The sequence below is a fragment of the Protofrankia sp. Cas4 genome (assembly GCF_963555915.1).
GTDB lineage: Bacteria > Actinomycetota > Actinomycetes > Frankiales > Frankiaceae > Protofrankia.
Map to the genome: position 1 here is coordinate 1 of NZ_CAUVXL010000213.1, position 14,945 is coordinate 14,945.

Sequence of the window (14,945 nt, forward strand, 5' to 3'; positions counted from 1 at the left end):
GTCCGGAAACCAGTTCCGCCGGCTGTGCCGGGCCGAGTTCCTGAACTACCTGCGGGTCCGTGAATGGCAGGATATATACGCTCAGCTACGCCAGGTCACAAAAAGCCTCGGAATGTCGGTGAGCACCACACCGGCCGACCCCCGGCAGATCCACCTCTCACTGCTGGCCGGCCTGCTGTCACACATCGGTCTCGCCGACCCCGAGAAGCCGGACTATCAGGGTGCGCGTGGCACCCGGTTCGCTGTCTTCCCCGGTTCGGCGTTGTTCAAGAAGCCACCGCGCTGGGTGATGGCCGCCGAGCTCGTCGAGACGTCCCGGCTGTGGGGACGCACGCTCGCACGCATCGAGCCGGAGTGGGCCGAGGCGCTCGCGCCCCACCTGGTCACCCGCACCTACAGCGAACCGCACTGGGAGAAGAGCCGGGGCGCGGTGATGGCGTTCGAGAAGGTGACGCTCTACGGGGTGCCCCTGGTCGCGTCCCGCCCGGTGACCTACAGCGCGGTCGACCCGGCGCTGTGCCGGGACCTGTTCATCCGCCATGCCCTGGTCGAGGGCGACTGGCAGACCCACCACGGGTTCTTCCACGCCAACCGGGAACTGCTCGACGACGTCGAGGAGCTGGAACACCGGGCGCGGCGCCGCGACATCCTGGTCGACGACGAGGCGCTGTTCGACTTCTACGACCAGCGGATCCCCGCCGAGGTGGTCTCCGGCCGCCACTTCGACAGCTGGTGGAAGAAGGCCCGGCAGGCCGAACCCGACCTGCTCGCCTTCTCCACGGCCATGCTGATCAAGGCTGACGCGGCCGGGGTCGACGAGCGCGACTACCCCGATACCTGGCAGTATGACGACCTCAGCCTGGCGCTGTCCTACCAGTTCGAACCTGGCACGGAGGCGGACGGCGTGACCGTGCGCATCCCGCTGCCCGTGCTCAACCAGGTGGGCGCCGACGGCTTCGACTGGCAGGTGCCGGGCCTGCGCGAGGAACTGGTGACAGCGCTGCTGCGATCGCTGCCCAAACAGATACGACGCACCTTCGTCCCGGCGCCGGACTACGCCAGACGGGTACTGGCGTCGGTGACACCGACCGACGGGCCGCTGCTCGCCGTTGTGGAACGCGAACTCGGTCACCTCAGCGGCGTGAATGTGCCCCGGCACGCCTGGCAACTCGACCGCGTACCCGACCATCTGAAGATCACATTTCGAGTGGTGGACGAGGCTCAGCGCACCCTCGCCGAGGGCAAGGACCTCGCCGCGCTCACCCGGGCACTGGCGCCGACGCTGCGGGCTGCGGTCAACGCCGCGGCGGACGGCGTCGAGCGCCGGGGCCTGCGGACCTGGGACTTCGGCCCGATCCCGCAGCTGGTCGAACAACGCCGCGCCGGCCAGCCGGTCCGGGCCTATCCCGCGCTGGTCGACGAGACCGACAGCGTGGCCATCGCGGTGTTCGCGACCGAGGCCGAGGCCCGCCAGGCCATGTGGGCGGGCACCCGACGCCTGTTGTTGCTCAACGCGCCGTCACCGATTCGCGCCATCAACGCACAGCTGACAAATCAGGCTAAACTGACGCTCAGCCATCATCCATATCGCACCGTCACCGAACTGCTCGATGACTGCATCGCCTGCGCCGCGGACAAACTGATCACGGAATGCGGCGGTCCGGCCTGGGACTCCGACGGATTCACCAAGCTGGCGGAAATCGTCCAGGCCGACCTGACCGCGACCGCGATCAACGTGGTGACAAAGGTGGAGCGTGTCCTGGCAACCGCGCACACCATTGAACGGCAGCTCAAGGCGACGACGAGCCTCGCGTTGGTGCCGGCGCTGCGCGACGTGCGCTCCCAGCTCTCAGGCCTGGTGTACCGGGGTTTTGTCAGCGGCACCGGCTGGACGCGACTACCCGACGTCGCCCGCTACCTCGCCGCGATCGCGCTGCGCCTGGAGAAACTGCCGGGCGACCCCAACCGCGACCGGGAACGCACCCGGCAGGTCGAGCAGGTGACGCGGGAGTACGACGAACTGGTCGCCAGGCTCGCGCCGGGTAGCTCACCGGGCGAGGAGCTGACGCGAATCCGCTGGATGATAGAAGAGCTGCGGGTCAGTTACTTCGCCCAGACCCTGCGGACGCCGTACCCGGTCTCGATGGAACGGATCTTCCGGGCGATGGACCAGCTCACGCTCTGACCGAACCGATCACAGCGACCGAACCGATCACAGCGATCAAAGGAGACCAGAGGCAGTGACACTTCGCGCTTTCGGACGGACCGGAGTCAGGGTCAGTCCGCTGACACTCGGGGCGATGATGTTCGGCGCCTGGGGAAATCCCGACCATGACGACAGCATCCGAATCATTCACCGTGCCCTGGATGCCGGCATCAACATCATCGATACCGCGGACATGTACTCGCGGGGCGAGTCCGAGGAGATCGTCGGCAAGGCGCTCGCCGGGGGCCTGCGGGACGAGGTGGTGCTCGCGACGAAGTTCCACGCGCCCATGGACGACAACCTCAACCACCGCGGCAACTCCCGCCGGTGGATCATCCGTGAGGTCGAGAACAGCCTGCTGCGGCTGCGGACCGACTGGATCGACCTCTACCAGGTACACCGGCCCGAGCCCGGCACCGACTTCGACGACACCCTCGGCGCGCTGAGCGACCTCGTCCACCAGGGCAAGATCCGCTATATCGGGACGTCGACCTTTGAACCGTCGGCCATCGTGGAAGGCCAGTGGATCGCGCAGCGTCGTGGCCGTGAACGCGTCGTCTCCGAGCAGCCGCCGTATTCCCTCCTCGCCCGCGGCATCGAGCGGGAAGTCCTGCCGGTTGCGCAGCGCTACGGACTGGCCGTGATCCCGTGGAGCCCGCTGGCCGGCGGGTGGTTGACCGGGCGGTACCGCACGGGAGTCGAGCTGCCCGTCTCCGGCCGCAGCCAGCGCACGCCCGGACGCTTCGACCTGACCCTCCCGGCAAACGTCGCCAAGCTCGAAGCGGTCGAGCAGCTGGCCCTGCTGGCCGAGGAGGCCGGGCTCTCCCTCGTCCACCTGGCCATCGCGTTCGTCCTTGAGCATCCCGCCGTCACCTCGGCGATCATCGGCCCGCGGACCATGGAGCAGCTCGAGTCCCAGCTCGGCGCGGCCAAGGTGACGCTCTCACCAGACCTGCTCGACCGGATCGACACAATCGTTCCACCGGGCACGACCATCAACACCGCGGACGGGGGCTACGAACCACCGTCCCTGACCGACCCGGCCTACCGCCGCCGGACCACAGTCGGACCCGAATAGCCAGGTATCGATCTATAATCTGGTGTGACCACGAGGTCACAGGGAGGCGGTTCGGCATGCGCACCGTAGTTCTCGGCGAGCGTCCCCGGGTTCTCGAGGAGTTCATTGCCCGACGCGAATCGCTCGGGCAGGACACCTTCGACGAGATCTGGAACGGGGAATATCATCTGGCGCCGGGTCCATCAGCAGAACACGGCCGTGTTGACTATGAGCTCAGCGCGCTGTTGCTACCGCGTGCGCGGGCTGCCGGGCTCGTGGGCACCGGCCCGTTCAACCTCGGCCGCCGCGACGACTACCGGGTACCCGACGGTGGGTTGCACCGCGGACGCCCCAGCGGCGTGTATCTGCCCACCGCCGCCGTGGTCATCGAGGTTGTGTCACCGGACGACGAGACCTACGCGAAGATTGATTTTTATGCCGCGCACGAGGTGGATGAACTGATCGTCGCCGATCCGGCACGCCGGACGGTACGGATCTGGCAACTCGTGGACGGCAAATACGACGAAACCGGGCACAGCGACCTGCTGGGCATCACGGCGACGGCGCTGATAGACGGCATCGACTGGCCCTGACGGAAAAGCCGAGACTGTTCTGAATCCAACCATAGGCGCATCGAGAAACCAGCACCGAAAACTCGTGCTGCGCGGTGGGGACCAAAGGCGTTGAATGGGAGCCAGCACCGCGCGGCGACGACCGGGAGGCGACTCGATGCTGGTCCGTGATACCAAGGCCCCGAGCTATGAGACCCTACGACCTTTCAAGAATCCGGACGCCCCGGGGAATCTCGGGAAATTCCCCGGGTTTCCCGTCTACGAGGGGCTGAGCAGCTACCTCGCGGATGCAAAGGACCATCCCGATGACGTGGTGCGCCATGTGCTGGCGACCTGCGCGGCATATGCGTACGCGAAGGTCGACCCGCCCGGGACGGAGAGCACCGACACGCTCGCCACCATGATGGCCCGTATGGGGCTCGAGGAGAACAACTGCCGCATTGTCTCGGAGTCTGTCGACGCGATGCTCATCTCGTCCACCGCCGCCATCGTGCAGAGCAGCGACAAAAAGGTCGTCATCCTGGCCTACCGGGGCACGGAACCGTCGAATATCATGAGCTGGCTGACCGATGTCGAGATCTACTCACGTGATGCGGCGAAGTTTCGTGTGTCGAACCCACGGACGGGTGACAGCGGTGCCGTCGATCTGCATGCGGGTTTTTACCGGAACGTTCGGGCGACGCGCTACGAGGTGCTGCGCGCCCTGAAGCGTGCGATGGCCGGGCAGTCCATCCTGGCGGCCGAGAGCGGGCCCGGCGAGGGCGATCTGAACGGGAGTCGGCACATTACTCCCGCCCTTTACATCACCGGGCACAGCCTGGGTGGCGCGATGGCCGCCATCATGGGGATCATGCTGATGACCGACCCCCAGTACAAGGACAGTATCGGTAACAACCTGCGGGCTGTTTACACCTTCGGCCAGCCGATGATCGGCCCGCAGGCGCTCGCCGACGCGTACGAGAAAATCGAGAACAGCGCCCCGGTCCTCCGCTACATCTACCGCCGGGACCCGGTGCCCCATCTACCGCCGCGTCAGACCGGTGGCTTCGCGCACTTCGGCCGGGAATGGCACCACGACGGCAAAGATTGGAAGGAGACCAGCGCCGATCCGGCGCGGCAGATGAGGGACATCCTGGGTCTCGGCCAGGCGGCCCTCGCATTTGTGGCCGAACAGAATCCGATCCTGCGCCGGGTACCCGTCGGCTCCTTGCTTTCCGATCACTTTCCGCAGCACTACGTCGAAAGGCTGGCCCCACCCGGCACGCTCATCAGCGAGTTCGGCGACGACCAGCTGATACTACCGGCAGGCGACCCGACGCCCTGGCCCATGCCAAGCTTTTTCCGGAGGATTCCCCAGGACGTGGTCAAGATGGCGCAGGGGGTCGTCGACAACAGCGGCCGAGCGGTGCAAATCGTCCTGCGGGCGGCTGAAAACGTTGGCCGTGCCGTCGGAAGCACGGTTACCAGGCAGACATAAGCCGCCGCGGATCATAGAAGGCCACGCCGGTCGCGGTACACGTCGTGCGGCCCACCGCGACCGGCGTGGCCGCGGTGGCGCCGGGCACCGCGGTACGGGACGTCAGCAGCTCGTCGAGGTCGGCGTGGCTGAAAGGCGCACTGTCCCGCCACTTGATCGACCCGATGAACGTGACCGCCGTCGGCGGTGCGCTGGAACGGACGCCGACCAGATCGACCTCAGGGATATTGCCGCGAGGCCACCAACCGCCGACCGTTTCCGCGCCACCAAGAACGGGATCGGATGCGGCCAGACGGGTCAGCGCCTCCCGCACCAGCGGCTCGACCGCCCGTCCACGGTAGTGCGCCCACGATGCGCTGACCCTGGCCCGGGCGAGATCCGACCGGCCGCGCTGAATGTCGTTGATACCGGGCTCGACGAAACGCAACCAGAACCGCAGGTACGGGTCCGCGATCCGATAGCGGGGAACATTGGATGATTTCACCGAAACGGGCTGGTCGACCGCGATGACCCGCTTGTCGGCAAGTAGTCGAAGCGTACGGCTCAGCGGGGTCGCCGCAAGCCCTGCGCGCCCCGCGATCGCCGAATGTGCCCGTTCGCCGGCGCCGATCGTCCGCAGGACATCGCTCGCCTGCAGATCACGAGGAAACTCGGCGTCGAGCACCCGCTGCCCGATGACGACCAGCTCGGTGTTGTCGTCGGCGAACTGGTCGTCGAGAAAGGCGTCAAGACCATGGTGGCGTCGCCACTCGAGGAGCAGACGGGGATAACCACCGGTGACCAGTTGGGCGTCGAAAGCCTCCGCCGCCCGGTCCGAAGGAATGCCCAACATGCGAGCCGTGTCGCCGAGCAGAAAGGGCGTGACAACCATCTCCTTGGCCCGCCCGAAAAGAGGACGGTCGTGCCCGGTGAGCATCTCCATGACGGCGAGGTCGCTACCGATGAGAATCATGAGAACCGGCCGGCTCTCGAACAGCCGGTCCCACAGTTTCTGCAACGTGCCGTCCAGGCCGGGATCGCGTTCGAGCAGCCACGGCAGCTCGTCTAGGACCACGATCGACGGAGCATCGGTCGGCAGTGCCGCGTGCACCGCGCGCAGAGCCTGCTCCCAGTTGCGATACGTCCCGCCCATGAGTAGGTCAGCACCTGGCAAGGTGCACTCCAGCCGCGCATCCTCGACAAACCCGTCCAGGTCCCGCTGCATGGTCGCCTGCCGCGCGCCGGTAACGAACAGACGTGGCAGGCCGCTGCGTTGCACGAACTCGCTGACCAGACGCGACTTGCCAGCCTGGCGCCGCCCGCGCACGCTCAACAACCGTGCGTCGCCTCCCATCACAGCGCTCAGGTGGCGGGTGAGCCTTGCCATCTCCTCAGCGCGGCCCACAAACGGTGTCTGCCCCATGAGGTCCAGGCTAACATCCATGTTACTGACATCAATGTTAGTAACATGGATGTTAGCTTTACGGATGATCGACTGGATCAATCGACAGGATCAGTGGATGGCGGTCCCGGCCACGGCGCCGACAGCGGCCGTCACAGCCATGGCGATGCACCCGCCGATGACGACACGGGCGGCCGCCCGTCGCCGGTTCGCGCCGCCGAGCGCGGCGCCGACCGTGCCGAGCAGGGCCAGCCCCACCAACGTCACGCCGATCAGCAGCACGATCCTGGCGGTACTGCCGGCGACGACCGTGGCCAGCAACGGGAGCAGCGCACCGGCGGCGAAACTCAGCGCGGAGGCCCCAGCGGCCTGTACCGGACGCGCAGCGTTCGCCGGCAGCTGGCCGAGTTCGTCGCGGGCGTGCGCGGCCAGCGGATCGGCCTGGCTGAACTCCACCGCGACCTCCCGGGCAAGTCGCGGGTTCAGCCCGCGCCGCACGTAGATGCCGGTCAGCTCTTCCAGTTCGGCGGCGGGATCGGCCGCGAGCTCCGCCGCCTCCACCGAGAGGTCCCGCAGCTCGACGTCACGCTGAGAACTGACCGAGACGAATTCGCCGGCGGCCATCGACGTCGCCCCGGCTACGAGCCCGGCCAGGCCCGCGGTCAGCACGGCGGCCCGCGACGCCGACGACGCGGCGACACCAAGCATCAGGCTCGCGGTCGACACCAGGCCGTCGTCGGCACCCAGCACCGCGGCTCGCAGCCAACCCGACCGCTCGCCACGGTGTCGCTCCCGATGCCCCGTTCTCACCATGGTGCGATCGAACGCCACCGGCTCACGCAGTGCCACCCGCGACTCGCGGCAGGCCGGTGAGAAACCTCACCGCAACGGGCGGGAGCCAGCCGCCAGGATGTCGAGGGCCTGGTAGGTCTCGTTGCCGAGCGAGACATGTCGGCGTTCACCGCTGTCCCACCGGGCCCCGCGCAGAGTTGTATTGAACACCCGTTCGACCCCTGGAATGGGATTGGTTCTGGTGAAATCCAGCCTCGGGACGAGCTGCAGGTCAAGGCTGGTGGTCCGACCCAGCTGGGCCAGCAGCGCCGCCGAGGTGAGCGCGCCCGGCACCTGGTTACCGATCTTCTCCACGACCTGCACCGACAGCCATCCGTTCAGCGACGTGCTCGACTTCCACAGTGCGGCAGACGCGTCCCTGTCGCCGGTACTGTACTCGGCGTCGAGCTCCGCGCGCATCCGCCGCAGTTCGCTGAACTGGTCGGCCTCGTCGAGCTCGGGGTAGGCGGTGGCCTCGACCAGCCGGCCCGCGACCGGCCCCAGCTGCTCCAGGCTGACGTCCGAGATCGCGCCGGTCGCGTGGCAGTAGGAGAGCCGTTCGCCGCCGTCGCGCATCACCGCGACAGCGGCCTGTTCGGTGACCACCATGACCGCGCCGTCGGCGCCCGCCGCGGTCAGCTGGGTCACGGTCGGCGTGAAGTCGCTCGTGGTGATGGGCACCCGTACCACCGGACTGGCCGGAAGCTGGACGGCCCTGGCACCGACCTGGCCGAGGGTGAGAAGACGATCGCTGGCGGAAAGATCATAACCGACCATACCGAGATGCCTGGCACCGATCTTCTTCAGCAGCGACGGGCAGACCGCGGGGAACATGACCAGCGGGCTGAGCACAAAACTGATCGGGGAGTGCAGCTCGGAGCCGTCCGCGGACACTCCGGCCGAACCGACCGAGGCGATCCCGGCCTTCGCGAGGGTCGCCATGATGCCGCCCGTGCCGCTGGTCTCCGACACGACCGCGAGGACGCCGGTGTCGGCCGCCTGTTTCGCGCAGGCCGCCGCTGCGGACCCGTCGTTGTTCTCGTTGCAGTGGACCAGTTCGACCGGATGCCCCTTGATCCCTCCCCGGGCGTTGACGCCCCGGACTGCGGCCCTGGCAGCCGCCACCATCTCCGGGTAGTTCCCGCCGGTGGTCCCCGTCGGCGCGATGATCATCAACGTGACCGGTGCGCCAGAGCTGCCCGCCGGTCGTGGTGAACCGGCGCCGTCGCCACCGTGCGCGCACGCCGACATGCCGGCCAGAGCCAGCGCGCCACCCAGACCAGCCGCGATCATCCGAAGTCGCGCCCTACGCACCCGCGAGCCCCTTCCGTTCGAATTCACCGACCGGTCGGCCCAGATAGGCCGCCTGCACCCGGGGATCGCGGCACACCTCGGCCGGCCAACCCTCGGCGATCTTCCTGCCGACGTCGACGACGGCCACCCGGTCGCAGACACCCCGGATGACGCTCATGTCGTGGTCATTGATGACGATGGCGAGTCCCCAGTCGTCGGCGAGGCGACGCAGCAGCCGGGCCAGCTGCGCGGACTCGGTCTGGTCAAGCCCGGCACACGGTTCGTCGAGCAGCAGCACGGACGGCGCCGCGGCCACGGCGCGGGCGACCGAGACCAGCCGCCGGCGACCGTACGGCAGCTCCGAGACGGTACGGAACAGATCGTCACGCAGCCTGAAGACGCCGATCGCGAACACGGCTATGGGCGGCAACGGTCGCTCCCGCGCCGCCAGCAGGTTGGTGAGGTAGGCCCTGGAGTCCCGTGGGTCGCTGCCCGCCTGGATGTTCTCCAGCACGGTGAGATCATCGAACAGCTCGAGGTGCTGGAAGGAGCGGCCGATCCCGGCGCGTGCACGCCGGGATGCCCCGAGCCGGTCCAACGGTGTCCCACCGAGGGTCACCACCCCGGCTGCCGCACAAGTGTGGCCGCTGATGGCGTCGATGAGGCTCGTCTTCCCGGCCCCGTTCGGCCCGATCAGCCCGACCACCTCGCCCGGCTCCACCGCGAGGTCGATGCCGCGTACCGCGGTCAGCGCGCCGAATGTGACCGTCAGGCCGGCAACCGCGAGGCGTGCGGGCCGCACCGGCACGGGTTCCACCGGCATGGGTTGCCCGCCGGCACCACGGCCGGCTGCCAGCAGACGGGCGAGACGACGGTGGCGCCGGGCGGCGGCGCGCACCGGCCGGTCCGGCCAGCCCGATCCAAGCCGGTCGAGCGCGCGGCGGATGGTGCGGACGTTGTCCGCCGCCATCCCCCCACCGGAACCATTCATGATCATAATCAGCGCGATGCCGCTGGCAAGCGGCAGGTACCGGTCGAGATGGACCAGCCAGCCCGGCCCGCCGAGACATTCGCCGACCGCCATCGCGATGCGCGTACCGAGGGTGCCGACCACCAGCGTCGCGCCCGCGACCGATCCGCTCACCCAGCCGATCCCGCCGACCACGGCGAAGGCGAGCAGCATGATCGAACCGAACGGCGCGAACGTCCCCGCGCCGTAGTTGATGTTCCCGACCTCACCGTACTGGTAGAAGACGTAGAACACCCCGCCGAGCCCCGCGATCGCGGCTGACAGCGCGAACGCGTACAGCTTCGCGCCGACGACGCTGATACCGAGCGCGGCGGCGGCACGTTCGTTGGCCCTGATCGCGATCAGCCGTCGCCCGGCGCGGCCCCGGCGCAGGTTGGCCACGGCGAGCGCCACCAGCGTGAACACGACCAGCACGAGCGTGGCGAAGCCGTCCGGATTGTCAATCTTGTCAAGTTCGACACCAAAGACCGACTGCGTACCCACCACAGTGCCCTCGGGTGAACCCAGCCCGCCGAAGATGGTCGCGGCCGTACCCGCCGGCGGTGGCGAGTGATAACCCCGCTGGAACAGGATCGCGTCGGCGGCAGCACCCATACCCAGTGTGACGATCGCGAGCTGCAGACCCCGGGTGCGCAGGGCGGGCAGTGCGAACAGCAGCCCCACCGCGACAGCGCCGCTGACACCCACGACCAGCGCCGCGGGCAGCGGCCAGTGCCAGATCGCGACAATGCGGCCGGTGATGAGCGCGGCAACGCCGGCCGGAACGAGCTGGCCCAGGCAGATCTGGCCGGCGAACCCGACCAGGACCACCAGCGACACCATGAGCAGTGCCCAGAGCGCATTGGCGCCGACGGCAGTCACCCAGTCGCTCGGTAGCACGAACCAGATGAGCGCCAGGGCAACCGCCAGCAGCATGCCCAGGGCCAGCGGATGGATCCGGCCACCGCCGAGCTCCGGGTGTCGGGCCACTATGTGTCCGCGGTCGGGAATGCCGTGGCCGCGCACCACCAGATAGAAGACAATCACGATGAGTGGGATGGCGCGATCGGCTCCGGTCCACGCGGGATGCGCGGTGACCAGGCCGACCTGCGTGAGGAGCTCGACGAGTCCGAGCGCGAGACCCCCGGCCAACACCCCCGGCAGCGAATGGAACCGCGCCATGAGCGCGACAGCGAGCGCGGGCACCACGAGCATGATCAGGCTTGTCGACGACAGCGGATTGCCCAGCGGCGCCAGCAGCACTCCGGCGAGACCGGCGAGGGCCGAGCCCACACACCACGCCGCGCCCGCGACCGCGCCCGGTGACCATCCGGCGGCGGCCGCCGCCCGCGGGTTGTCGATCACAGCCGTCGCGGCCAGGCCGAAGGTGGTGAAGCGAAAGAACGCCCACACAACGGCGACGACGACCGCCACCGCGGCGAGCCGGACGAACAGGTCGACACCGACCGCCCGGCCGAACATGGTCAGCTCTCCGGCCGGCAGCACCGACGGGGACGACCGCACCTGGGACCCGAAGAACAGACCTGCCAGCGCCTGCAGGATGATCAGCAGGCCGAGCGTCGCCATGGCGCGGGTCAGCGGCGAGGAGCCCCGCAGCGGCCCCATCGCCAGGACCGCGAAGGCGAGGCCGATCGCCGCGGTGACCACGACCGTCAGGGCACCCGCCGGCGCGACCGGCAGGCCCCAGTTCTCCTGGGCCGCACTGAAGAAATACGCCGCCCACATCACCAGCGCGCCGTGGGCGAAGTTGATCACACCCGCACCGCGGGCGATGACCACCACTCCCGCCGCCACCAATGCGTACAACGCGCCGGTGCCGAGACTGAGCGGCGCGTATCCGAGCAGATTGGTCACGAAAACCCGGTCACACGGTGAGCGTCGCGCGGCATACCGAATCCGACGTCCATGAGCCGCCCATCTCCGCCCGGAAACTCCGGGACCCGCCGCTATCATACGGAATGTAGCGGTAACCAATATCGCCGGCAAGCAGGATATCCAACAGAATAAGTAATCTGTTTATAAGAAATTGTGCCACAAGGCACATCAAGGTCGGTCCAGCGCTTTTCCCCGGGAGCGGGTGTACTGGCCTGTACCCGACTTCTACCGGACGCGGAGGGCGATGTGGGACCAGCCGACGGCGGACTCGTGGCGGCCGCCGGCCTGCTGGCCGGAGCGGTGAACGCGGTTGCCGGCGGCGGCACCCTGATCGCCTTCCCCGCGCTGCTCACCACCGGGATGCCGGCACTCACCGCGAACATCACATCCTCGGTCGGGCTGGTGACCGGATACGCGGGCGGTGCGCTCGGCTACCAACGGGAACTGGCGGGCCAGGCCACCCGGCTGCGCGCGCTCGCCATCCCGGCGCTGCTCGGCGGGCTGACTGGGGCGGTGGTGCTGGTGGTCACACCCGCGGGCGCCTTCCGGGCGGTGGTCGGCTACCTGGTCGTGGCGGCCTGCGGGCTGCTCGGCGCCCAGCCGTGGCTGGCCCGGCTGGTCGCCGGCCGGCGTGCCGCCGCGTCCGCTGCCAGGCCCACCACCAGCGGTGTCACCACCAGCGATGTCACCTGGCCGACCCGCGCGGGGGTGTTCCTGGCGGGGGTCTACGGCTCGTACTTCGGTGCCGGGCTGGGGGTGCTGCTGCTCGGTGTGCTGGGAATCCTGCTACCCGACGACATCCAGCGCACCAATGCCGCGAAGACGCTGCTCTCGTTCGGGATCAACGCGATCGGCGTCACCGTGTTCGTGGTGAGCGCCCAGGTCTCCTGGGCCTTCGCGGCGATCCTGCTGGTCATGTCCTACGCGGGTGGTGTCCTTGGCGCACGCCTCGCCCGGGTGCTGCCCGCGGCCGCGCTGCGGGGCACGGTGGTGACCCTCGGACTGATCGTCGCGGTCGTCCTCATCGTCTCCAGATGAACGTCTCCAGATGAACGTCTCCAGATGAACGTCTCCAGGTGAACCCGCCGGCGATCCGGGGACATCGGCCGCCGGCGATGCGACAGAACCACGATCGCATCGCCTTTGGCCCTTTGGCCCTTTAGGCCGGTGGGTAGGAGGTGATTTGTGGTCCGACCATCGCTCTATGACGTGCTGGGTGTGCAACCGAGCGCCTCGCCCGCCCAGATCGTCACCGCCTACCGGCAGGCCGCCCGGCGCACCCATCCCGACGCCGGCGGCTCCGAGAGCGCGTTCCGTCTGGTCAACACCGCATACCAGGTGCTGAGCGATCCCGAGCGGCGCCGCGCCTACGACCGCCGGCTGCGCTCCCGATCAGCCGGCGGACCCACCGGACCCGCAGCACCTACCGGCCCCGCCGCAGCCACCGGCCCGATCTGGCCGACCGTTCCGCGCCAGCCGGGCCCGCCAGGCCGGACCACCGGTGCCGCGACGCCGCAACCCGCAACCGGCGAGACGCAACGGCGGACCCGTCGCCGTTACCTGGCGATGATGGCCTGCTGCCTGGCGTTGTTCGTCCTCGCCGGCAGCGTGGTCCGCTTCTTCTCGGTGCCCGCAGCCCTGGCAATGATGCTCATTGCTGCGATCATCCCGCCGGTCGCGGCCGTCATCGCCAACCGGTCCCGGGACTGAGAATCTGTGGTGAATTCTATCGTGAATACGCTCACAGACTGGGGGCCAGTTCCACCATCCGTTCCACGTCGTTGCGGTAGGACAGCAGACAGGGCATGGGGATGTCGAGCCGTTCACCCGTCCGGATGACGTCGTCATAGATCTCGTACCGTTCCGCGGGCGCATAGCGCCCGTGATTGACCGAGATCCGCTGAGGCAGCTCCCCGCGGAGCATGAGCCGGACGGCGGGCGTCACCGTCGACGGCGGCAGCACGAACGGTCGGGCGTCCTGCGCAAAACGCACTTCCGCCCCGCGTGCGACACAGATCTGCATGGCCTCCCGCCCGGCGTGCAGTGCGTCGTAAACGGCACGGTTGCTGCGCGTGAAACGCTCGAAGCCCCGAGCACGGGCGCCGCCGCATATCCAGGCCGTGGTACTGGCAAAATACACCCACAACCAGTGTTCCATGTTGGGATGGATCTCCGGACGAAAGCCGGCCTCCGCGAAGAGCGCGGCGAGACGGCCCACATTCTGCTCGGCGAGGTCCGTCATCGTTCCACCGATCGCCGTATTACCCGTGCTCGCCCCGAGCACGATCCCCCCTTCGAGGGCACCGTTCAACACGTTGTCGATGATGCTGCCACCGGCCCGGGGAGCACCCAGCACATACTGATCCTTACCCAGACAGGCGTCGATGAAGTCCAGGCCGCGCCAGTTGTGGTTCAGGAACAACACGGTGGCCGAGCCCAGGTTCCGCGCGAGCGCGGGCAGGACGTCCGGGGTCTGGGTGTGCCGGACGGCAAGCACAACCAGCTCGACACCGTCCATCGGACGAAGCTCGGTGACGATACGGGGACGGAACCGCTCGGTGACCTCCCTGCGGCGTCTGCCCCGGACGTCAAGGATGCTCAGGTCGAGCCCGTCGACCCATCGGTCCACCTGCTGCGGGCGGACCAGCACGCTGACCTCGTGCCCGGCCCTTGACAGCGCCCAGGCGTGTAGGGTACCGATCACTCCACCACCGAACACCAGAACACGCATGGCATCCAGTATCCGAAGCCGGTGGGACGTTCGGCAGAGTCGCAGGCCCATCGACGAGCAGCACAAAGACCCACCCGGCCATGGCCTTCCCGCGACCGGCCCGAAGGCCTGTCACCTCTCCCGGCTCACCCCTTCGGGCCGGGGAACCGGGGCGGGTCGGACGGCCGGTAACCACCGGCGACCGATCTTTTTATCTGCTCGACGAGTCTGGTTGCCGCGGCCTCCTGCGGAAGACCGACAAGGTCAATATGAACGATACCGCGCAGCAGCCCGTCGGGCTCGCATTCCGCCACCCGTACCGGAATCAGTTTCCGTCGCATCCCGTTGGGGTCGGCCTGCCAGGCGGCCTGCCATTCAGCCTGCACCTGTGCGGCCTGCAGATAGTTCTCCGACAGCACCACCAGCGTCCGCTTGGAATGCACGATCGCGTCGTTGAGCCGCCCCACAACATGACTACCGGGCAGTACGTCCCAGGTTTCGATGTGGACCCGG

Annotated in this window: 12 protein-coding genes; 6 read left to right on the plus strand and 6 right to left on the minus strand. The window is 68.2% G+C overall.

Annotation, left to right across the window (positions count from 1 at the left end):
- The 4 genes from hrpA to U9979_RS19520 all read left to right on the plus strand — a co-directional run.
- Nucleotides 1-2,185 (plus strand): ATP-dependent RNA helicase HrpA (gene hrpA / locus U9979_RS19505; protein ID WP_322780529.1); only part of this gene is annotated, 2,185 nt, incomplete at its 5' end.
- A 55-nt stretch (nucleotides 2,186-2,240) separates the two neighbouring features.
- On the plus strand, nucleotides 2,241-3,284 hold the full coding sequence (locus U9979_RS19510; protein ID WP_322780530.1) for an aldo/keto reductase: 1,044 nt from the start codon (nucleotides 2,241-2,243) through the stop codon (nucleotides 3,282-3,284).
- Between the two features lie 56 nt (nucleotides 3,285-3,340).
- Nucleotides 3,341-3,856: a Uma2 family endonuclease gene (locus U9979_RS19515; protein ID WP_322749400.1), complete on the plus strand. Its 516-nt coding sequence runs from the start codon at nucleotides 3,341-3,343 to the stop codon at nucleotides 3,854-3,856.
- Between the two features lie 391 nt (nucleotides 3,857-4,247).
- On the plus strand, nucleotides 4,248-5,312 hold the full coding sequence (locus U9979_RS19520) for a lipase family protein (RefSeq protein ID WP_322780531.1): 1,065 nt from the start codon (nucleotides 4,248-4,250) through the stop codon (nucleotides 5,310-5,312).
- Here the strand turns inward: U9979_RS19520 and U9979_RS19525 are convergent.
- From U9979_RS19525 to U9979_RS19540, 4 genes are all read right to left on the minus strand, one after another.
- A complete protein-coding gene (locus U9979_RS19525; RefSeq protein ID WP_322780532.1) occupies nucleotides 5,296-6,735 on the minus strand; it encodes an ATP-binding protein in 1,440 nt (479 codons plus the stop codon). The genes U9979_RS19520 and U9979_RS19525 overlap by 17 nt on opposite strands.
- A 69-nt stretch (nucleotides 6,736-6,804) precedes the next feature.
- Nucleotides 6,805-7,506: a VIT1/CCC1 transporter family protein gene (locus U9979_RS19530; RefSeq protein WP_416210160.1), complete on the minus strand. Its 702-nt coding sequence runs from the start codon at nucleotides 7,504-7,506 to the stop codon at nucleotides 6,805-6,807.
- Between the two features lie 66 nt (nucleotides 7,507-7,572).
- On the minus strand, nucleotides 7,573-8,838 hold the full coding sequence (locus U9979_RS19535; protein WP_322749404.1) for an ABC transporter substrate-binding protein: 1,266 nt from the start codon (nucleotides 8,836-8,838) through the stop codon (nucleotides 7,573-7,575).
- Nucleotides 8,831-11,701 (minus strand): ABC transporter permease subunit, encoded by a 2,871-nt coding sequence (locus U9979_RS19540; RefSeq protein ID WP_322780533.1) that lies wholly within the window; start codon nucleotides 11,699-11,701, stop codon nucleotides 8,831-8,833. Before U9979_RS19540 ends, U9979_RS19535 begins: the two co-directional genes overlap by 8 nt.
- 267 nt (nucleotides 11,702-11,968) lie before the next feature.
- Here U9979_RS19540 and U9979_RS19545 point away from each other — a divergent pair, with 267 nt between their 5' ends.
- Together U9979_RS19545 and U9979_RS19550 are read left to right on the plus strand one after the other, a co-directional pair.
- Complete coding sequence (locus U9979_RS19545) at nucleotides 11,969-12,760, plus strand: sulfite exporter TauE/SafE family protein (RefSeq protein WP_322780534.1); 792 nt, start codon at nucleotides 11,969-11,971, stop codon at nucleotides 12,758-12,760.
- 147 nt (nucleotides 12,761-12,907) lie between these two features.
- Nucleotides 12,908-13,432, plus strand: a complete 525-nt coding sequence (locus tag U9979_RS19550; protein ID WP_322780535.1) for a DnaJ domain-containing protein — start codon at nucleotides 12,908-12,910, stop codon at nucleotides 13,430-13,432.
- 31 nt (nucleotides 13,433-13,463) lie between these two features.
- Here U9979_RS19550 and U9979_RS19555 read toward each other — a convergent pair whose 3' ends face one another.
- Together U9979_RS19555 and U9979_RS19560 are read right to left on the minus strand one after the other, a co-directional pair.
- Nucleotides 13,464-14,453, minus strand: a complete 990-nt coding sequence (locus tag U9979_RS19555; protein WP_322749408.1) for a ketopantoate reductase family protein — start codon at nucleotides 14,451-14,453, stop codon at nucleotides 13,464-13,466.
- Between the two features lie 125 nt (nucleotides 14,454-14,578).
- A partial coding sequence (locus U9979_RS19560) for a toll/interleukin-1 receptor domain-containing protein (RefSeq protein ID WP_322780536.1) occupies nucleotides 14,579-14,945 on the minus strand: 367 nt, incomplete at its 5' end.

Excerpts from the sequence above, each read along its gene's own strand:
- U9979_RS19555 (WP_322749408.1), bottom strand. The coding sequence starts at position 14,453 with ATGCGTGTTCTGGTGTTCGGTGGTGGAGTGATCGGTACCCTACACGCC.
- U9979_RS19525 (WP_322780532.1), bottom strand. The coding sequence starts at position 6,735 with ATGGATGTTAGCCTGGACCTCATGGGGCAGACACCGTTTGTGGGCCGC.
- U9979_RS19515 (WP_322749400.1), top strand. The coding sequence starts at position 3,341 with ATGCGCACCGTAGTTCTCGGCGAGCGTCCCCGGGTTCTCGAGGAGTTC.
- U9979_RS19530 (WP_416210160.1), bottom strand. The coding sequence starts at position 7,506 with ATGGTGAGAACGGGGCATCGGGAGCGACACCGTGGCGAGCGGTCGGGT.
- U9979_RS19520 (WP_322780531.1), top strand. The coding sequence starts at position 4,248 with ATGGGGCTCGAGGAGAACAACTGCCGCATTGTCTCGGAGTCTGTCGAC.